Source organism: Bradyrhizobium cedriense, assembly GCF_054602315.1.
The window spans coordinates 544,428-563,466 of record NZ_JBTSWB010000002.1; the positions used below are offsets into that span (position 1 = coordinate 544,428).

Genomic DNA, 19,039 nt, shown 5'->3' on the forward strand with positions numbered 1-19,039 from the left:
AGGATGCCGAAGTGCGCGCGATGCCATGCAGCAGAACCACTCCCGGACATCGCGCTCCGCCTGCTTGAGGCGCGCCTCGTGTCTCTCGTTTACGCCACCTCGCGCTCGGGCGAGGGCGCCTGCTCGCGGGCCATCGTCGTTGCCGTGACATAGTCGGTCTTGCCGGTGCCGAGCAGCGGCACCTTGTCGACCACCATGATCGTGGCGGGCACCGTCAGCTCGGACGCGCCGATTGTCTTGGCCTGGGCCTGCATCGCGCTGCGCTCGGCGGTCTTCTCCGTCGTCAGCAGCACGATGCGCTCGCCCTTGCGCTGGTCGGGGATCGACACCGCGACCGAAGCGGCCTGCGGCCACAACGCCGTCGCGATGGCTTCGACCGCCGAGAGCGAGACCATTTCCCCCGCGATCTTGGCAAAGCGCTTGGCGCGGCCCTTGATGGTGATGAATCCGGCGGCGTCGATCGCCACGATGTCGCCGGTGTCGTGCCAGCCCTCGGGAAGCTGTTCGAGCACGCCGGGATTTTCGGCCCGCAAGTAGCCGAGCATCACGTTCGGCCCGCGCACTGAGAGGCGTCCGCCGTCCTCGATGCCGGGGACCGGATCGAGGCGGCTTTCCATCAGCGGCGACAGGCGGCCGACGGTGCCGGGGCGGTTGGCCATCGGCGTGTTCATCGCCAGCACGGGCGCGGTCTCGGTGACGCCATAGCCTTCAAGGATGCGGATGCCGTAGCGCTCCATGAACACCTGGCGCGTGCGGTCCTTGACCGCCTCGGCGCCGGCGATCACGAGCCGCAGGGTCCGGAAGTCGTAAGGATGCGCCGAGCGCGCATAGCCGGTGAGGAACGTGTCGGTGCCGAACAGGATCGTGGCGCCGGTCTGATAAATCAGCTCGGGCACGATCCGGTAGTGCAGCGGCGAGGGATACATGTAGATCGGAATCCCCGCCAGCAGCGGCATCATCATTCCGCCGGTCAGCCCGAAGGAGTGGAACACCGGCAGCACGTTGAACACCTTGTCGTTGGCGTTGGCGTCGACCCGCGCCAGCGCCTGCGCCGCGTTGGCGAGGATGTTGCGGTGGGACAGCACGACGCCCTTCGGCGTGCCCTCCGAGCCCGACGTGAACAGCACGACGGCGGGATCGTTCGCCTGGCGGGACACGCGCGGGGCGGTGCCGGCGAGCAGGCCCTTGATCTTGTCGACGGCACCGATCGAGGCGCGGACGTCTTCGAGATAGACGACTCGCGCCTCGGCGGAGATCGCGGTCATCAGCTTGTCGAGCTTGCCCTTCTCGATGAAAGCCTTCGAGGTCAGCACGGTCTTGACCTGCGCGGCCTTCATGGCCGCGAGCACGTTGACCGGACCGGCGGAGAAGTTGAGCATCGCCGGCACCCGGCCGATGTTTTGCAGGGCCATGAAGACGACGGCGACGCCCGCGGAGTTCGGCAGCAGCACGCCGACATTCTCCCCGACGGCGGTGCCGCTCTCCAGCTTCCGGCTCAGGACCTGCGCGCCGAGGATCAGCTTGCGATAGGTCAGCCTGGTGCCGAGCGCGTCCTCGATGATGACCTTGCCGGTGTCGCGGTCGCGATAGGCGTGCCCGAGTGCTTCGAACAGCGTATGGTCGAGCATGGCGTTCTTCACGAGGGCGTCGATCATCACGTCCTGGAGCGCGGCGCCGGCGGCATTGCGGCGTGCCTTGCCCTTCAGCGCTTCGTCGACCGGAAGCTTGACCGGCGGCAGGATGGTGACCGTCACGCGCGGAAACCACGACCGCTTGATCTGGCTGCTGTTGAGATAGCTGAGATAGGAGCGCTGTGCGCCTTCGATGCGCACTGGCACGACCACGGCGTCTGCCTTGTCGGCGATCATCGCGGTGCCGTCATAGACCTTCATCAGCGAGCCGGAGACGGTGATCCGCCCTTCCGGGAAGATCACAACCGGCTCGCCTGCGGCGACGAGCTTGATCAGGTCGCGCGCGGCCAGCGGCTTGGTCGGGTCCATGGTGTAGTGCTTGACGACGCGCAGGAACGGCCTGGCCCACCAGGCCTTGGCGATGCCGGTATCCACCGCGAAGCTCGCGTCGATCGGCAGCACGGCGTGGAGCAGCGGGCCGTCGATCAGGCTGACATGGTTCGGCGCGATCAGCATGCGGGTGCCGGCCGGCGGCAGATTCTCGAGCCCGCGGACCTCGGTGCGGAACAGCGCACGGAACAGCAGTCCGCCGGCATCGCGCACGCCTTCCTTGCCCCACTTGGTGAGGACGAACCAGACTGCGCCGAAGCTGGCGACACCGAGGCCGAAGAAGATCCAGCCGATATGGAGGCCGGCCGCCTGCAACAGCGCGACGAACAGCGAGCCGACCACCATGAAGGCGGCCTGCAGCACATTGCCGGCAGCGATGATGCGGGCGCGCTCGGAGGGCGCCGACCAGGCCTGGACCGCGGCAAAGGACGGCACGACGAACAGGCCGCCGCCAAAGGCAAAGGCGACGAAGTCGACCAGCATGCGCAGGCCCGCGAACGAGGTCGCGAAACCGGCCGCGGTGAGGTCCTGAGCCTTGGCGGTCACGCCGATGGCCCAGGCGAGATCGAGGCCGGCACATCCCATGATGATGGCGCCGATCGGGACCAGCGCGAGGTTGGGGCGAACGTGGCTCAGGCTGGCTGCGAACAGCGAGCCGATGGCGATGCCGATAGCGAAGATCGCAAGACACAGCGTCACCACGCCTTCGGTGCCGCCCACCACGTCCTTGACCAGCGCCGGCAGCAGCGACAGCACGATGGCGCCGACCAGCCAGAACCAGGAGACGATCACGGTGCCGTCCCACAGGCGGTGATCCGCATGCAACGTCCTGAGCAGGCTGACCGTGGAGGTCCAGGGATTGGCGTCGACGGGCAGATCGGGCGCGGACGGAGTGGTCGCGGGAATGCGGGCGGCGAAGGCCCAGGACAGCAGGGCCAGTGCGACAACGGCCGATGCGACCCAGCCCATATGCGCGGAGCCGGCCACGAACTGGCCGCCGGCCACGGTGCCGAGCAGGATGGCCATGAAGGTTGCGCCTTCGACCAGCGCGTTGCCGGTCGCGAGCTCGCCGAGCTCGAGCTGGTCCGGCAGCATGGCGTACTTCACCGGGCCGAACAGGGCGGCGATGACGCCGAACAGCGCGAGCGCTGCGAACAGCAGCGGCACCGAATGCAGGAAGAAGCCGGCGGCGGCAAAGGCAGCGGCGAAGATCTCGGCGAATTTGAGCCGCCTTGCGACGACGGATTTGACATACTTGTCGGCGAGCTGGCCGCCGAGCCCCGACAGGATGAAATAGGGGAAGATGAAGACGGCGCCTGCGACGGTCACCAGGGCATCGCCGTGGCCGGTCGCGGCACTGTAAAGCAGGATGATGACGAGTGCGTTCTTGAGCACGTTGTCATTGAGCGCCGAGAAGAACTGCGCCCAGAACAGCGGCGCGAAACGGCGTGACGACATCAATTCCCTGATCATGACTAGTCCTGTTTTGGAAAGGCAGCCTGAGCTTGTTTCGGTGGCACGTCGGATCAGGCGGATATGGGACGGCTATTTGCGAGGGTGAGGACGATCGTCCCGGCTTGCTTTACGCCGTCGCTCGTTCCGATCCTTTTGGTCTCCGATTGGCGCAATTAGGTTCGCAAATGACTTTGGTCGCGGCGTATCGGGCTCCGGCACGAAGGCCGCAGCTCCAAGGATATCGCGTCGGACGATGAGGAACAGTTGAACCGCATCGCCGAGGGCCGTGAAATCGGGCGTGAACGTCGGGACATGGTGAGTCCTTCATTGTAGCCGGCCCTTGCATTCGAACCGATCGAAGCGTGCCGGCTGCGCCTCTCAGGTGAGGTGGGAGAGGTGCCGAAACGGCGAGAAGCGACCGAGCAGGCTGAACCGGCGCCGCTCATGGCGAGCTTGGGCGCGGCTCGGCCGCCACATCCGGAAGGTCGCGCGGCGCTCGGCGAGCACCCCGGCGATGTCGCAGGCGTTTGCGATGCGATCGATCGGGGCCATGACGAACCGGCTCAGGGTGCGACCAAATCCGCTTACGAGAGCCGCGGCGTCGTCGACGAAAGTGGTGGCGATATCAACAGCAAGGGTTTGCATTTTACAGGCCTCCGGGTTAATTTGAACAATGTTCATGTGAGTAGCTTGAAAATGAACAATGTTCAAGAAGAATCGTTGCGCGACCAGAAAAAAAGTCGGCGCAGGCTCCTGATCCTCGAGATCGCCCGCGGCATAATTTCAGCTAAAGGTTTGAGATCGTTGAAAGTTCGGGATGTTGCGGAGGCCGCCGGCTGTTCCGTCGGCAGCGTCTATAACGAGTTCGGCGACTTCGACGGGGTGATCCTGACCGTCAACCGGGAGACCGTTCAGGCGCTCACGGCGCGGCTCCGCGCAGTTCCGGCCGAGGATCCGGTCCGCCAGCTCTACGGACTTGCGGCGGCCTATCTCGAATTTTTCGCCGCGCACGCCAATTTGCTGCGCTCGCTGTTCGAGCACCGGATGGAGGACGATCGGCCATATCCGGACGACATTCTTCAGATGGTGATGGACGCCTTCGCGTTGATGCACCCGCCCTTGGTGCGGCTTTTGCCGGATGCGGATGACGTGAAGATCGCGCTGCTGTCACGTACGCTGTTTTCCGCCGTGCACGGCATCATCTCGCTGGGCCTCGAAGAGCGCATGGTCGCCGTCCCGCCGCAGATGTTGCGCCAGCAGGTCGACCAGTTTCTCGACGTGCATCTCGCCGGCCTCGGCATACTGCCCAAGCGGTGACAGCGGGAGCGCGTCAGGCGCGCGCAGCTTCGCGCGGCCGGGCTGCCGCGACGATGCCAAGTCGCTCGCCGTCGACCTGAACCCGGTTGCGTCCCTTCTCCTTGGCGCGATAGCAGGCGGCATCCGCGCGCCGCATTGCGTCCTCGAGCGTGGTGTTGCGGTCGGTGATGCAGGCGACGCCGATGCTCGCGGTCACCGCAAAGCAACGATCGTCCCAGGCGAAATTGAGCAGCTCGAGCGATCCGCGCAGTCGCTCGGCGATATCGACGGCGTCGAATGGCGAGCATCGCGGCAGGATCAGCCCGAACTCGTCACCGCCGAGCCGCGCCACCATGTCATGGGCATGCCGGTCCTGTTGCAGGAGGCGGGAGACTTGGCAGAGCAGGCGGTCGCCGGCAAGGTGGCCGCAGCTATCGTTGACACTCTTGAATTGGTCGAGGTCGAGCAGGATGAGGCCGAGCGTACCCGCCGCGGCATCATCCAACTCGCTTTGCAGGCGCGCCTCGAAGGCACGACGGTTGGACAGGCCGGTCAGCCAATCGTGCGACGCCTGCCAGGTCAGGCGCTCCTTTTCGGCGTGCAGGGCGTCCTCGAACGCCCGCCGTTGCAGCACAAGCCGCCGGGTATGCCAGAGCAGAAGCAGGATCAGCCCCGCCGCCGTGACGATGTTGATGCAAGTCAGCGTCACCTTGATTGCGCGGGAGCCTTCGCCCAGGACGGTGGAGAACCGCTTGGCGTGCACCGTGAATTGGGTATTGAGCTCCGAGAGCCGCGACGACAGGAATTGCAGGCGGGCGGCTGGAATGGGACCGTTCTCCAGCTCGGACCGGATCACCTCGCCGAAAACGCTCAGCTCCAGCAGCATGGGATCTGTAGCCGCCCATTCGCGGATCGCTTCCTGGAGGAAGCTGACGCGGTTGAAGTAGCGAAACAGCCAGATCAGTCCCGGTACGTCATCGGGATGGTTGCCGCCCTGCAGGAAGCCGACGCGGGCGGCCTCGACGTCGACCGGATCGCGCTCGAGCGCCCAGCGCGCGAACTCGTCCCCGATGGGAACGGCGAGCGCGGCCTGGTATTGCGCGAATTGGCTGGCGTCGCCCGAATGCAGATAGCGATTGAGGAAATAGACGGCATTCTTCTGCGAGCGCGACCATAGCGCTTCGCCCGCGACATAGGCGCGGACCGACGACATCACCTCGAGGCTGAATCCCGCGACGGCCGCCTGGAGCACGACGACCATCACGAAAGGCGAGACGAGCTTGATGACGTGAAGGAAGCAATGTCCCTCCGCCGACGTCGCTGTTCTGCGAAACACCCTGTTCCCCAAGTCGATCAACGATCCCAACGGAGCGTTGCGCCTGCAACGCGAAGTAGAGGGGATGGTTGCTTAACTCGGCCTGAATGGCGCGGAGGACTCCGTCGCAGGGTGAAGCCGTCGTGAAGCCTGGGCCGGAAAATCGCTTCAAATGCGGCGAAACGGGACAGGTGCGTCGCCGCGAACCAGTGCCGCGCATTCATTGCTGCGCGGCTACCCGATCGAGAGAATTCGGTCCGTGCTACACCAGCACCGGCGTGCGCACGCGGCCGGCGTCGCCGAACACGCGCAGGTAGCGCTCGATCTCCGAGGGCAGGCCGGTCGCCTTCTCCGGATTGTCGGACAGCTTGACGGCCGGATGGCCGTCGACCGACGAGACCTTGCAGACCAGCGAGATCGGATCGAGATTGAACGAGCCGTCCGGGGTGCAGCCGACGAAGTCGTTGGTCAGGTTGGTGCCCCAGCCGAAGGAGAGTCGCACACGCCCGGCGAAGTGGTGATAGGTCTCCTCGATCGAGCCGACGTCCATCGCGTCGGAAAAGACGAGCAGCTTGTCCTTGGGATTGCGGCCCTTCTTCTCCCACCAGGCGATGATCTCCTCGCCCGCCTGGATCGGCGGCGCGCTGTCGGGACGAAAGCCGGTCCAGTCGGCGACCCATTCCGGCGCATCGCGCAGGAAGGCCTTCGTGCCGAAGGCGTCGGGCAGCGCGATCAGGAGGTTGCCGCCATAGGTCTGACGCCACTGGTCGAGAATGCGGTAGGGTGCCCAGCGCAATTCCTCGTCGTCCCTGGCGAGCGCGGCGGCGACCATCGGCAGCTCATGCGCGTTGGTGCCGATGGCTTCGAGATCGTTGTCCATCGCGAGCAGCACGTTGGACGTGCCGATGAAGGATGAGCCCAAGCCTTCCTTCACCGCCTCCACGCACCAGCGCTGCCAGAGGAAGCCGTGGCGGCGGCGCGTGCCGAAATCGGACAGCCGCAAACCCTCGAGCTTGCGCAGCCGTTCCACCTTGGTCCACAGCTTGGCCTTGGCACGGGCATAGAGCACGTCGAGCTCGAAACGGCCGCGGCCTTTGATCGCCGCGCGCGAGCGCAGCTCGTTGAGGATGGCAAGCGCCGGAATCTCCCACATCGTCGTGTGGGTCCACGGTCCGTGGAAATGCAGCTCGTACTGGCCCTCGACCTTGCGCAGCTCGTATTCGGGCAGGCGGAATTCCGCCAGCCAGCGGATGAAGTCCGCCGAGAACATATGGGTCTTGCCGTAGAAGGTGTTACCGGCAAGCCAGATCAGCTCTTTCTTGCTGAAACGGATGGTTCGGGCGTGGTCGAGCTGGGCGCGCAGCTCGCCCTCATCGATGATCTCTCCGAGCCGCACATGCCGCGAGCGGTTGATGACCGAGAAGGTCACCTGCTGATTCGGGTAGTCCTCCCGAATCATCTGCAACATCAATAGCTTGTAGAAGTCGGTATCAAGCAGGCTGCGGATGATGGGATCCAGGCGCCAGCTGTGATTGTAGGTCCGGCTCGCAATGTCGGTTACTGTCATGAGGGGATTTTAGCGCGGCTCCCGTTGCGCAACCAGTGGGTTTGGAGAGGCCCAGTCTTGCGGAAGCGGGCACCGGACATCACGACTTGGCGGCCGTCCCTGCGACGGCCTCGAGCTGGCTCCTCACCCAGCGATGGGCCGGGTCCTTCTGGTAGCGCTGGTGCCAGACCATGAACATCGGCAGTTCGGCCAGGGTTCGGGTGCGAGACGCCAGCGGTATCGGCGCTTGCGCGAAGCCGCGCATCACGCCGGACGCGAGCAGGCTCGGCATGCTCGCAAGCATCTGCGAGCCGCGCAGGAAGGACGGCACGCCGGAGAAGCTCGGCACGGAGATCGCGATGTCGCGGTGGAGGCCGTTCGCTGCCAGCCGGCGGTCGAAGTCGAGCCGCTCATTATCGGTATAGACCACGGTGATGTGACGCGCCCCGAGATAGGCGTTGCGGCCGGCCGGCGCGGCCCGTGCCTTTGCGTCGTAGTAACAGACGTAATGATCCCTCAGCAGCCGCTTCTGCACGATGTCGATGCCGGATGGCGGCAGTGGCGTGATCAGGAGATCGCAGCGGTTCTCGCGCAGCATCGCAGGCGAAGGCGATTGCGAGGGGATCACGCGCAGGTTCAGGCTCTTCACCCGTGCGGCGACGTGGTAGAAGAACCGCGGCAGCAGCAGGTCACGCTGGAAGTCGTTGGCGGCGATCGTCAGCGAAAGCTGCGCGCTGGGCGGCTCGAAGCTGACACCGCCGGCAAAGCTGCGCATCTCGTCGATCAGCGCGCGCGCCTTCCCCGCGAGAGCCTGGGCATGCGCGGTGGCGACGATGCCGCGGCCGGATTTGGCGAACAGCGGATCGCCGGCGATGCGCCGCAGCTTGTTCAAGCCGTGGCTGACCGCGGATTGCGTCAGGCCAAGACGCGTGGCGGCTGCCGTCACCGAACCCTCCTCCAGCACGGCGAGGAACAGCTCGAGAGCGTGGCCGTTGAGGGCCAAATGATCGATTTCCTTCATGTAATTCATTATAATCGATCTATTTATCTTGAGAATAGTCCGTCCCATGATGTCTCGATAAGCCGCGCGCCCGGACGAGGGCGCCAGAGGGAGAGACAACGCCGATGAATGCCCAGGCGCCAGCCTTGCAGGATCCCCGCCTCAACCGTCCCGAGCCGTTCACCCCCCGCGACGGCGCCTTCTTCCAGCGGGATCGTTCCATCCACCCGCCGGCGCATGCGCCGGGTTACAAATCTTCGGTGCTGCGCTCGCCGCGCCAGGCGCTCTTGTCGCTGGAGAACTCGATCTCGGAGATCACGGGGCCGGTGTTCGGGCACAACGATCTCGGACCGCTCGACAATGATCTGATCCGCAACTACGCCAAGGATGGCGATCCCGTCGGCGAGCGCATCGTCGTCCATGGCCGCGTGCTGGACGAGACCGGCCGCGGGGTGCCCAACACGCTGGTCGAGTTCTGGCAGGCCAATGCCGGCGGCCGCTACCGGCACAAGAAGGACACGTATCTGGCGCCGATCGACCCGAATTTCGGCGGCTGCGGCCGCGCGCTGACGGACGACACCGGCTATTACTATTTCCGCACCGTGAAGCCGGGTCCCTATCCCTGGCGCAACTACGTCAACAGCTGGCGCCCCGCTCACATCCACTTCTCGGTGTTCGGCTCGGGCTTCGCGCAGCGGCTGATCACGCAGATGTATTTCGAGGGCGATCCCTTGATCCCGGTCTGCCCGATCCTGACGACGATCCCGGACAAGGATGCGCTCGACCGCCTCGTCGCGCCGCTCGACCTCAACGCCTCGACGCCGTTCGACGCGCTCGCCTATCGCTTCGACATCGTCCTGCGCGGCCAGCGCTCCACCTATTTCGAAAATCGAACCGCGGGGAACTGAGTCCATGCCGCAGCCGCTCAACTATCTCAAGGAAACCGCCTCGCAGACGGCCGGGCCCTACGTCCATATCGGCCTGATCCCGGCGATGGCTGGCTTCGACATCTTCGAGAGGAACTTCTCGAACGTGCTGGTCACCCCGAACACGAAGGGCGAACGCATCACGCTGGAGGGCAAGGTGCTCGACGGCACCGGCACGCCGCTGCGCGATGTTCTGCTCGAAATCTGGCAAGCCAATGCGGCTGGCCACTACAATCATCCCGCCGACCGATCGGGCGGTGCGCTGGAGGAGGAGTTTCGCGGCTGGGGTCGGGCCGGCTCCGACTTCGACAGCGGTCTGGTCACCTTCGAGACCATCAAGCCGGGCGCGATCGCCGACAAGGCGGGGCGCAAATGCGCACCGCACATCAACCTCTGGATCGTCGCGCGCGGCATCAACATCGGCCTCAACACGCGGCTCTACTTCTCGGACGAAGAAGCCGCCAACGCCGCCGATCCCGTGCTCAACCTGATCGAGCAGCCGGTCCGCCGCAAGACGCTGATCGCAACGCGCAGCGAGCGCGCCGGCAAGGTCGTGTACTCCTTCACGATCAATCTGCAGGGGCCGGAGGAGACGGTGTTCTTCGACGTCTGAGCCATGCTATCGACCTCATCGAAAGATGAGGCCGATCCTGTCGTCGCCACGGGGCGAATGTCGCGGGCTAGAATCCCGTCGGTCCGACGGCCCCGATCCAGTGCTTGACCTTGGTGGGATCCCCTTCGTCCATGTAGAAGAAATGGACCATCGTCGGCCGCACGGGCGCGACGTCGGGATCGTCGAAACGCATGGACACCTCGCCGCGAAAGATCTTGAGCAGGGGGCTGTCCCAGTACTCGATGACGTCGTGGAGCGCGGTGAAGCCGCGATCGACGAACTGCCGAAGATTGCTGCGGATCGTCTCACGGCCGTGCCAGTCCGCGGCACCGAGATTGCAGATCGCATCTTCGGCGAAGCAGTCGAAGCCCTTGCCGAAGGTCTTGTCGTCGATTTCTCTCCACATCGCGAGCAGCCATTCCGGCGGCGCCGTCTTGGTGAAGGTCCTCGTGCTCATCGTTTTCTCTCTCTCTCGGATGTGAGGTCTTGCGGAAATCACTCGTGAGCGGCGGCGATTCCAAGTCGCGACGCGACGCGACGCGCCGTCGCCTCGCGCTGTGTGGTGATGTCGGCCACCGCGCGCCTTGCCTGATCGAGGATGGCGCTGGGCGCGCGCTCCGGCGTGCCGCTGTCGAACGGTGGCTCGGGCGCATACTGCATGTAAAGCTGGATCGCGCGCGCGACGTCGTCGCCGCGCAGCTCGGCAGCGAGCCGTAGCGCGCCGTCAATTCCGGCGGTGACGCCGGCGGCGAAGATCCAGGTCCCATCCACCACGACGCGCTCGTTGACCGGAATGGCGCCGAGCAGCGGCAGCAGATGGAACGAGGCCCAATGGGTCGTTGCCCGCCGTCCCCTGAGCAATCCGGCCGCGCCGAGCAGCAGGGCGCCGGTGCAAACCGAGAATACGCTGCGCGCACCCGCTGCCTGCTGCGTGATCCAGTTCAGGATTTCCTCGTTCTCCATCAAGGCTTCCTGACCGAAGCCGCCGGGCACATGCAGCACGTCGAGCCTGGGTGCTGCTGCGAGCGTTGCATCTGGAGTCAATCGCAGGCCCTTGACGTCGCGGACAGCGTCGGTCGTTCTGGCGTAGACGCGATAGGTCGCGTTCGGAATGCGCGAGAGCACTTCGAAGGGGCCCGTCAGATCGATTTGGTCGAGGCCGTCGAACAGCAGGGATCCGATTTGCAGGTGCGTCTCTGGTGGGATCATTTGGTCGCCCTCAATTCGAAGCTGGACAGTGATAACGTAACGGGTCAGGCTGTGGCTGAGATGCCAAAGTCCCCTCGTTTCCCGCCAAGCTTGCGGTCCCATGCCGTGCGCCCAGCCGCGGCTCGAGCCGCCCGCGTCATCGAAGTGCTGGCCTATCCGGCGGTGCAGTTGCTGGATGTGACAGGGCCGCTCCAGGTGTTCGCGACCGCCAACGAGCAGGTCGTGCAGGCCGGCGGGACCGCACCTTACGTCCTGCGTGTCGTGGCAAAGGATCGCTCGTGCGTAGCGGCATCGTCGGGGCTGGAAGTCGTAACCGATGCGCTGCCGCACAGCGCCGCCGCGCTGGACACGCTGGTGGTCGCCGGCGGCCCGGGCGTCGACCTCGCTGCTACCGATCCGGCGCTGCTCGCCTGGCTGCGCCGGCGCGTGAGGAAGGCGCGCCGTGTGGCGTCAGTCTGCACCGGAGCATTCCTGCTCGGCGCATCGGGTGCGCTCGACGGACGGCGCGCGGTCACGCACTGGTCATACTGCGCCGAACTCGCGCGGCGGTTTCCCGCTGTGCGCGTCGAATCCGATCCGATCTTCGTGCGCGACGGCGCAATGTGGACGTCGGCAGGCGTGACGGCTGGCATCGACCTGGCGCTGGCGCTGGTGGAGGAGGATCTGGGCCGCACCACGGCACTGGCGGTGGCACGCTATCTCGTCGTCTTCCTCAAGCGGCCGGGAGGACAGGCGCAGTTCAGCGAGACGCTGTCGTTGCAGTCGGCCGAGGACGAGTTCGGCGCGCTGCACGACTGGATCATCAAGCATCTCTCCGGTCATCTTTCGCTGTCCAGACTGGCCAATCAGGCCGGCATGAGCGAGCGCAGTTTCAGCCGGCACTATGCCAGAGCGACCGGACAGACCCCGTTGCGCGCAATCGAACGGCTGAGGGTGGAGGCCGCCCGACGGATGCTGTCGGAGACGCGCCTGCCGGTGAAGCGCATATCCCAGCGCTGCGGTTTTGGGTCGGAGGAGACCATGCGCCGCAGCTTCCTGCGCGTGCTGTCAACGGCGCCGCAGGACTACCGCCGCCGGTTCGGCGCCTGAAGCCGATTGGTCAGGTTCTATTCGCCGCCATGGAGCCGCGCGCGAAACGCGCGCGGCGATACGCCCGTGGCCGCGGCGTAGACCCGGCTGAAATAGGCGGGATCGTCGAAGCCGAGCGCATAGGCAATCGTCGAGACCGGCAGGTTGGTGTAGACGAGATTGCGCCGCGCCTCGCGGACCAGGCGGTTCAGGATCAGGTGCGAGGCGGTGTCGCCGGTCGCCGCCCGGGTGACCCGGTTGAGATGCGTCGGCGTCACCGACAGCGCCTTGGCATAGTCAGCGACGCTCCAGCGCTCCAGGTGATGCTGCTCCAGCATCGCCTCGAAGCGGCGGAACAATCCGCTTTCCGCCGTGCCGCCGCCGCCGTTATCGCCCGTGAGCGCGCGCGCCACGAGCCCGATCATGGCCGATGACAGGGCCCGCAACACATGCGCACGGGCGAAATCGCGGGCGGCGTGTTCGGCGAATATCTGCTTCATCGTGGCACGGATCTGCGGCGTGCTGCGCGTCACGGCCGATCGCGACAGCGCACCGCGCAGGCCCTCGGCGGCGAGCAGCGCCTCGTCCAGAATCTCCGCCGCGATGGTCAGCACCCATCCCTGCGTGTCGGGCTCGAAGCGGAAGCCGTGGACGTGACCGACGGGCACGTTGATGATTTGCATCGGCCTCAAGGACACCACGCGTCCGTCGAGCGTCGCCTCGCCGCCGCCGCGCTCGATCAGCAGCACCTGGTGCAGCCGGGCATGGCGATGCACGGCCAGCGTCCAGTCGTGCAGCACCGAGCGCGACGCGATGGTCTCGCAATGCACGACGTCCGGCAGATCGCCGGACTCGCCGAACAGATTGTAGACGCGGATCGGCGGTGCAGGGGCGGCGCTCTTCATGTTCGAATAGTACAAGACAATGGCGAAACCCTCCATCGGTTTGCAGCGCTGAATCTGCAAAAAAATGCCGACGGGAGGACGAAAAAATGAAAGTTCAGGTCTGTATCATCGGCGGTGGGCCGTCCGGGCTGCTGCTGTCCCAGCTCCTTCACCTCAAGGGCATCGACACGGTCGTGCTGGAGAAATACAGCCGCGACCACGTGCTCGCCCGCATCCGCGCCGGCGTGCTCGAGCACGGCTTTGCGAAGCTCATGCGTGAGGCGCAATGCGGCGAGCGGATGGACCGCGAGGGCGAGATCCACCGGGGCTTCGAGATCGCCCATGACGGCATGCTGTCCCATATCGATCTGCACAGGCATTCCGGCGGCAATTCGGTGCTGGTCTACGGCCAGACCGAGCTGACGCGCGACCTCTACGAGGCGCGCGACCGGCTCGGCGGCAAGGTCGTGCACAACGCGGAGGACGTGACGCCGCATGATCTGACGTCGGATCGTCCCTACGTGACCTATCGCTCGAATGACGACATCGTCCGCGTCGATTGCGACTACGTCGTCGGCGCCGACGGTTTTCACGGCGTCAGCCGCAGGTCGATCCCGAAGGACGTGCTGCGCGAATACGAGAAGGTCTATCCGTTCGGCTGGCTGGGCGTGCTGTCGCGCACGAAGCCGGTGTCGCCCGAGCTGATCTATGTGAAGCACGAGCGCGGCTTCGCTCTCTGCTCGCTGCGCTCGCAGGTGCTCAGCCGCTATTACATCCAGGTGCCGCTCGCCGACAAGGTGGAGGACTGGAGCGACGATGCGTTCTGGGCCGAGCTTAAGCGCCGCCTGCCGGAGCAGGTCGCCGGCCGCCTGGTCACGGGACCGTCGATCGAGAAGAGCATCGCGCCGCTGCGCAGCTTCGTCGCCGAGCCGATGAGCTATGGCCGCCTGTTCCTCGCCGGCGATGCCGCCCACATCGTGCCGCCGACCGGCGCGCGCGGACTGAACAGCGCCGCGTCCGACATCTACTATCTCTACCATGCGATGCTCGCGCATTATCAGAGCGGCGACGATTCCGGTCTCGAAGGCTATTCCGCCAAGGCGCTCGCCCGCATCTGGAAGGCGCAGCGCTTCTCCTGGTGGATGACGATGCTGCTGCACCGCTTCCCCGACCGGCTCGACTACGAGGACCGGCTTCAGCAGACGGAGCTGGACTATCTGCTCTCGTCCGAGACGGCGCAGCGCCTGCTCGCCGAGAATTATGTGGGGTTGCCGTTCTAGAGTGTGTTCGAGCGAAGTCGACACCGGTTCGCGTCAAGAAAACGCGTCAAATAACAATCTAGAGCCGCGTTCCGATTCCATCGGAAGGTAAAGGCTCTAGGCAGCGGGTACTGTTTCGCCCTCCCAAGGGAGGGTGAACAACCACTACTTTCCTTCCAGCGTGTTGACTGGTGTCCAATCCGGCGGTGGTGGATTTGCGATGAGCGCTCGCGCGCGTTCGGCAAACAGCGCCGACGCCGGATCGATCTTCGCGACCCGATCGAACGCCTCGGCGGCCTTCGCGAACTCCCGTGTACGCCAACATGCCAGCCCCTCCGCATACGCCGCGGCCAGCCTGGCCTGCTCGTCACTCTCGGCCTCCCTTTCCGCCAGCGGCTCGAACACCCTGATCGCCTCGCCGCGCCCCATCACCTTGATCGCATCGAGCTCGCGCCAGGCGAAGGTGTCGCCGGTCTGCGCCATCGTGGTTTCCGACGCCATGATCGCGGTGCCGTAATATTTGTTGGCGCCCTCGAGCCGCGAGGCGACGTTCACGGTATCGCTCATCACGGTATAGTTGAAGCGGCGACGTGAGCCGATATTGCCGACCACGGCTTCGCCGCTGTTGAGTCCGATGCGATGCGACAGGCCGTGACCGGCGAAAGCCGGATGGCCGGCATTGAGCTCGGCCAGCTTCTCGTGGCACTTCAGCGCGGCACGAACCGCGTTGCGCGCGTGCGCGGGATCGTCGGCGGGCGCGCCGAACATGGCGACGATGGAATCGCCGATATACTTGTCGACGTAGCCGCCATGGCTTTCGACGATGTCGGTCATGGCGGAGAGGTATTCGTTCATCAGCGTCACCAGTTCGCCCGGGGTCATGGTCTCCGCGATCGAGGAGAAGCCGCTGAGATCGGAGAAGAACATGGTGACGTTGCGCATCTCGCCGCCGAGCGCGGGCATCTTGCCGGAGGCGACCATGGTCTCGATCACCTCGGGTGCGAGGTAAAGGGCAAAGCTCTTGCGCAGGAAGCGCTCGTCGCGATCGGCCAGCACGAAACGATAGCCGATCATGATCGCGAGCGCGGCAAGGCCGGCCAGGGCCGGCTCCGTCAGCGGCAGCGCCGAGGCGTGGACGAACGCGCTGACGGCGACGACCGTGTAGACGAGCGTGAGACCGAACCAGGCAGCCAGTGCGCCGCCCGGTGCGAGCATGCAGGCCGCGCAGGCGACGATCGCCGCGAAAAGGATGGTGAGAATGGCCCGCCCGGGCAAGCCTAGCTCGGCCACGGCGTCGCGCTCGATCAGGTTCCGGACCGCAGCGGCGTGCACGAACACGCCGGCGATGTCGCTGCGGGCCTTCTGCACGCTGCCTGCAGGCGCCGGCAGGGCGCATCGTGGCCCGGGTGTGCCGTCATATGCGCCCGACAGCCGCATCGAGGTGAGCTTGCGGTCCTCGAAATTGAGGATGGTGCCGAGCAGAACGACCTTGCCATCGAAGGCGCGCCGAAAGAAATCGCGGTCGCCTTTTTCGACGCAGGCCCGCAGATCGGCGAAGGAGAAGGTCGGAACGTCGCGGCTAAGGCCTCGAAAATTCAGCGTCAGCGTGTTCGGCACGGCGCCCGGGATTGCGTAGCCGGCCAGCTCGGCCGTACCGGATGGCGCAATCTCCAGCTTCGTGCCGAGTGCGCGCGCGGCGAGCTCGACGGCCATCGCCGGCACCGGCTTGCCGTCGATGGAGAAGGTGAGTGGCATCCGCCGGATGACATCGTCCGCGTCGGTGTGGACGTTGAGCGCACGGACGTTGTTTCGCACCGCCAGTTGCTGCGCACGGTAGGGTGGTTCCGGATGGTCGTTGCTCAGGATCTCGCCGAGCACCAGCTTGCCGGTGTCGGAGATTTGCCGCAGAGCTATCAGATAGTCCCGGTCGAATCCCCGCATGCGGGCGCCGAGCGGCCCGTCGCCGAACGGAATCTCGGACTGCTCGATCGAGTTCTTGAAGATGACGTCGAAGCCGATCACCTTGGCCCCGCCTTCGGAAATGCTTCCGAGCACCCGGCCGATCTCGCGCGTCCATGTCTGCGTCGGCGATCCCTTGAAGGGAGGCGTGTCATAGGTCTCGCCGTCGATCGCCACGATGACGACCGGCGACGTGGCGGGAGACCGCTGGTCGCCAGGCAGCTTGCCGCGCATCGCGGTGAGGATGTCGAGCGACAGACCTTGCAGCGCGTGCAAGGGCGGAGATGTCAAGGCGGCGCCCGCGAGGAGTGCAGTCAGGAGTGCTGCAACGATGTCGCGCCTGCCGATCCGCCGCATCGTGCCGTCGCCGGCCGTCTATTCGAGACGCAGCAAGCGGCCGATGATCGGCGTCGGCGACGAGGTGGCGCTGGCATCGATCTGGAAGGTGTAGCGCTTCGCACCGAGAATGGCGAGGTAGCTGCCCCCTGGGGTCAGTGATTTGCCGGCCTTGGCAAAATCATAGAACTTGCCCCCGATCATGGCATCGCCCTTGAGCGGCACCGTGATGGTGGGCTCCTTGCCGTCGGTGCGCTCGATGATCAGCGTGCTCCCGCTCTTGGCTTGCACCAGCGGCGACACGCCGTAGAGCGTCGGCAGCTTGGACGGGGCGCTTTTCGTATCCGACCGCACGTTGCGGAAGATCGTTGCAGCGCTCTGGTTCGCCTGGCGCTCCGGCAGTCTTGCCGCATTGGTATCGCAGGGCACCTTCTCCCGCTTGACCTCGCCCAGCTGCACGGTGCTCTGCTCGGTGCCGACCAGAACGACGCCTTCGCTGATCGTCTCGCGCTCGCAGGATTTCAAATAGCTGAGCGTGATGCTGGCCTTGGGCCCGAGCTTGATGATCTTGCCCGGCGCCACATAGTCCATGAACGCGATGCCGTCGACCTTGCCCTGGACGTCCTCGACGATGGCGGCAGGAGTTTCCGCCAAAGCGGGGGCCGCAAGGAAGAACGCGCCGACACAGGCGCCAATCAGGCTTTTCATGGGAATTCTCATCCAATTCGACGATGCTCTGGCGCCCCGTCCCCGGTTCACTGCCTAGCAGCAGGGGGCCCGGGCAAGTGTGACCAGAATCACTCTTGTTTATTGGTGCCACTTTAGCAGGAACAGGTTCAAACCGGCGACCGGAGAAAAATGGAGGTTCGGCAAGAAGTTGGCGGATCGGCGATGTCAGGCGGCCGGGTCGGCTTCGGCCGGATGGGTCTCCGCCGCACTGCCGATGACGGGAGCGAGAGGGACCTCGGTTCTCTGAAATGGAATCGCCTGCTGAGCGGCGGCGATCTCGACCACCTCGTCCCAGCGCGTCAGGAAAGCCTCGACGCAGGCCGGATCGAACTGCCCGCCCGCGTTCTCGACCAGGTAATTGCGCGCCACGTCGAGTCCCATCGGCTCCTTATATGGTCGCCGCGTCGTCAGGGCGTCGAAGACGTCGGCGACTGCGACCACACGCGCGGCGACCGGGATTTCATTCGCCTTAAGGCCGCGCGGGTAGCCGGCACCGTCCCAGCGCTCGTGATGGCCAACAGCAATTTGCGCACCGAGCCGGATCAGCTCACAGCTGGAATCGGCCAGGATCCGCTCGCCGATCGTTGCATGCGTCCGGATCACCGCCATTTCCTCGTCGGTGAGCCTGCCTGGCTTGAGCAGAATATTGTCGGGAATGGCGACCTTGCCGACGTCGTGCAGGGGGGCGGCCAGATAGATGTCGCGGCAGAGCCGGGCCGGCAGGCCGAGTTGCTCGGCGATGACGCGGCTGTACCTGGCGACCCGCAGCGTGTGCTCGCCGGTGTCGTTGTCGCGGTATTCGACCGCGAGCGCGAGCCGCAGGATGATCTCTTCCTCGCGTTCGCCGAGCTTTCGTGTTGCCGCTGCGACTTCGCTGGCCAGATGCGCGGCGCGGTCGTTGAGCTTGCGTACGGCTGCACCAAGCTGAATTAAATTCCGCAGGCGCACCGTCATCTCGAGGCTTTGTGGCAGCTTGGGCAGGAAATCGGTTGCACCGGCCTGCAGCGCTTCCATCTTGACGTCATCGGTCTGACGCGAGGTGATCATCGCGATCGGGACGTCGGTGCAGCCAGGAAGCTTGCGGAAGGTGCGGATGAAGCTGATGCCGTCCATATGCGGCATCTCGTAGTCGACCAGCACCAGATCGAAGACGCGCTCCCGCGCGCAAGCCAACGCCTCCACGGGATCGAGGAAGGCGGTGGCCTCGACCAGACCACCAGTCTCGATGTGACGTTTCAGGAAGTTGAGGACAGAGCGGCTGTCATCAATCAGGAGCGCTTGGGTCAGCATCGGTGGCCGGGGCTCTCTTCGCTGGCAAAGACACGACGCCCAGCCATAACCAAGCGAATTTAACGCGAAGCAAATACGCCGCCGGCACGCCGCGAATATGCGCGCCTCGCATGAGATTTCAGCAGGCCGTGCA

General features: G+C 65.3%; 15 protein-coding genes. 5 read left to right on the forward strand and 10 right to left on the reverse strand.

Annotated elements, in window-relative coordinates; all coding sequences use genetic code 11:
* Positions 1–89 precede the first annotated feature (89 nt).
* Positions 90–3,494 (reverse strand): acyl-[ACP]--phospholipid O-acyltransferase, encoded by a 3,405-nt coding sequence (locus ACYCVF_RS08870; protein ID WP_459602907.1) that lies wholly within the window; start codon positions 3,492–3,494, stop codon positions 90–92.
* Positions 3,495–4,172: 678 nt separating this feature from the next.
* Between ACYCVF_RS08870 and ACYCVF_RS08875 the strand changes: the two genes are divergently transcribed.
* Positions 4,173–4,793 (forward strand): TetR/AcrR family transcriptional regulator, encoded by a 621-nt coding sequence (locus ACYCVF_RS08875; protein WP_459603392.1) that lies wholly within the window; start codon positions 4,173–4,175, stop codon positions 4,791–4,793.
* A 13-nt stretch (positions 4,794–4,806) separates the two neighbouring features.
* Here ACYCVF_RS08875 and ACYCVF_RS08880 read toward each other — a convergent pair whose 3' ends face one another.
* The 3 genes from ACYCVF_RS08880 to ACYCVF_RS08890 form a co-directional block, all read right to left on the reverse strand.
* Complete coding sequence (locus ACYCVF_RS08880; RefSeq protein ID WP_459602905.1) at positions 4,807–6,108, reverse strand: GGDEF domain-containing protein; 1,302 nt, start codon at positions 6,106–6,108, stop codon at positions 4,807–4,809.
* Positions 6,109–6,349: 241 nt separating this feature from the next.
* Positions 6,350–7,654 (reverse strand): nicotinate phosphoribosyltransferase, encoded by a 1,305-nt coding sequence (gene pncB, locus ACYCVF_RS08885; RefSeq protein WP_459602903.1) that lies wholly within the window; start codon positions 7,652–7,654, stop codon positions 6,350–6,352.
* A 79-nt stretch (positions 7,655–7,733) separates the two neighbouring features.
* Entirely contained in the window at positions 7,734–8,663 is a 930-nt protein-coding gene (locus tag ACYCVF_RS08890) for a LysR family transcriptional regulator (RefSeq protein WP_459602901.1), read from the reverse strand.
* 95 nt (positions 8,664–8,758) lie between these two features.
* Here ACYCVF_RS08890 and pcaH point away from each other — a divergent pair, with 95 nt between their 5' ends.
* Positions 8,759–9,541: a protocatechuate 3,4-dioxygenase subunit beta gene (pcaH, locus tag ACYCVF_RS08895; RefSeq protein ID WP_459602899.1), complete on the forward strand. Its 783-nt coding sequence runs from the start codon at positions 8,759–8,761 to the stop codon at positions 9,539–9,541.
* A gap of 4 nt (positions 9,542–9,545) precedes the next feature.
* Positions 9,546–10,172, forward strand: a complete 627-nt coding sequence (gene pcaG / locus ACYCVF_RS08900) for a protocatechuate 3,4-dioxygenase subunit alpha (RefSeq protein WP_459602897.1) — start codon at positions 9,546–9,548, stop codon at positions 10,170–10,172.
* A gap of 67 nt (positions 10,173–10,239) precedes the next feature.
* Here pcaG and ACYCVF_RS08905 read toward each other — a convergent pair whose 3' ends face one another.
* Entirely contained in the window at positions 10,240–10,629 is a 390-nt protein-coding gene (locus ACYCVF_RS08905) for a nuclear transport factor 2 family protein (protein ID WP_459602895.1), read from the reverse strand.
* Positions 10,630–10,667: 38 nt separating this feature from the next.
* Positions 10,668–11,381 (reverse strand): DJ-1/PfpI family protein, encoded by a 714-nt coding sequence (locus tag ACYCVF_RS08910; protein WP_459602893.1) that lies wholly within the window; start codon positions 11,379–11,381, stop codon positions 10,668–10,670.
* Between the two features lie 138 nt (positions 11,382–11,519).
* Here ACYCVF_RS08910 and ACYCVF_RS08915 point away from each other — a divergent pair, with 138 nt between their 5' ends.
* Positions 11,520–12,470 carry a GlxA family transcriptional regulator gene (locus ACYCVF_RS08915; protein WP_459603391.1) on the forward strand — a complete coding sequence of 317 codons (951 nt, stop codon included), beginning with the start codon at positions 11,520–11,522 and terminating at the stop codon, positions 12,468–12,470.
* A gap of 17 nt (positions 12,471–12,487) precedes the next feature.
* Here the strand turns inward: ACYCVF_RS08915 and ACYCVF_RS08920 are convergent, their stop codons facing one another.
* Complete coding sequence (locus ACYCVF_RS08920) at positions 12,488–13,390, reverse strand: helix-turn-helix domain-containing protein (RefSeq protein WP_459602891.1); 903 nt, start codon at positions 13,388–13,390, stop codon at positions 12,488–12,490.
* Positions 13,391–13,440: 50 nt separating this feature from the next.
* On the opposite strand from ACYCVF_RS08920, the gene pobA reads away from it, so the two are divergent.
* Entirely contained in the window at positions 13,441–14,613 is a 1,173-nt protein-coding gene (gene pobA / locus ACYCVF_RS08925; RefSeq protein WP_459602889.1) for a 4-hydroxybenzoate 3-monooxygenase, read from the forward strand.
* Between the two features lie 144 nt (positions 14,614–14,757).
* Here pobA and ACYCVF_RS08930 read toward each other — a convergent pair whose 3' ends face one another.
* The 3 genes from ACYCVF_RS08930 to ACYCVF_RS08940 all read right to left on the reverse strand — a co-directional run bounded on the left by ACYCVF_RS08930 (position 14,758) and on the right by ACYCVF_RS08940 (position 18,906).
* Positions 14,758–16,908, reverse strand: a complete 2,151-nt coding sequence (locus ACYCVF_RS08930) for a CHASE2 domain-containing protein (RefSeq protein WP_459602887.1) — start codon at positions 16,906–16,908, stop codon at positions 14,758–14,760.
* Positions 16,909–16,926: 18 nt separating this feature from the next.
* Positions 16,927–17,595: a hypothetical protein gene (locus ACYCVF_RS08935; RefSeq protein ID WP_459602885.1), complete on the reverse strand. Its 669-nt coding sequence runs from the start codon at positions 17,593–17,595 to the stop codon at positions 16,927–16,929.
* Between the two features lie 186 nt (positions 17,596–17,781).
* On the reverse strand, positions 17,782–18,906 hold the full coding sequence (locus ACYCVF_RS08940) for an HD-GYP domain-containing protein (RefSeq protein ID WP_459602883.1): 1,125 nt from the start codon (positions 18,904–18,906) through the stop codon (positions 17,782–17,784).
* Positions 18,907–19,039: the final 133 nt, after the last annotated feature.

Excerpts from the sequence above, each read along its gene's own strand:
- ACYCVF_RS08890 (WP_459602901.1), bottom strand. The coding sequence starts at position 8,663 with ATGAATTACATGAAGGAAATCGATCATTTGGCCCTCAACGGCCACGCT.
- ACYCVF_RS08935 (WP_459602885.1), bottom strand. The coding sequence starts at position 17,595 with ATGAAAAGCCTGATTGGCGCCTGTGTCGGCGCGTTCTTCCTTGCGGCC.
- ACYCVF_RS08920 (WP_459602891.1), bottom strand. The coding sequence starts at position 13,390 with ATGGAGGGTTTCGCCATTGTCTTGTACTATTCGAACATGAAGAGCGCC.
- ACYCVF_RS08875 (WP_459603392.1), top strand. The coding sequence starts at position 4,173 with ATGAACAATGTTCAAGAAGAATCGTTGCGCGACCAGAAAAAAAGTCGG.
- ACYCVF_RS08910 (WP_459602893.1), bottom strand. The coding sequence starts at position 11,381 with ATGATCCCACCAGAGACGCACCTGCAAATCGGATCCCTGCTGTTCGAC.
- pncB (WP_459602903.1), bottom strand. The coding sequence starts at position 7,654 with ATGACAGTAACCGACATTGCGAGCCGGACCTACAATCACAGCTGGCGC.
- ACYCVF_RS08905 (WP_459602895.1), bottom strand. The coding sequence starts at position 10,629 with ATGAGCACGAGGACCTTCACCAAGACGGCGCCGCCGGAATGGCTGCTC.
- pcaH (WP_459602899.1), top strand. The coding sequence starts at position 8,759 with ATGAATGCCCAGGCGCCAGCCTTGCAGGATCCCCGCCTCAACCGTCCC.
- ACYCVF_RS08870 (WP_459602907.1), bottom strand. The coding sequence starts at position 3,494 with ATGATCAGGGAATTGATGTCGTCACGCCGTTTCGCGCCGCTGTTCTGG.
- ACYCVF_RS08940 (WP_459602883.1), bottom strand. The coding sequence starts at position 18,906 with ATGCTGACCCAAGCGCTCCTGATTGATGACAGCCGCTCTGTCCTCAAC.
- pcaG (WP_459602897.1), top strand. The coding sequence starts at position 9,546 with ATGCCGCAGCCGCTCAACTATCTCAAGGAAACCGCCTCGCAGACGGCC.
- pobA (WP_459602889.1), top strand. The coding sequence starts at position 13,441 with ATGAAAGTTCAGGTCTGTATCATCGGCGGTGGGCCGTCCGGGCTGCTG.
- ACYCVF_RS08930 (WP_459602887.1), bottom strand. The coding sequence starts at position 16,908 with ATGCGGCGGATCGGCAGGCGCGACATCGTTGCAGCACTCCTGACTGCA.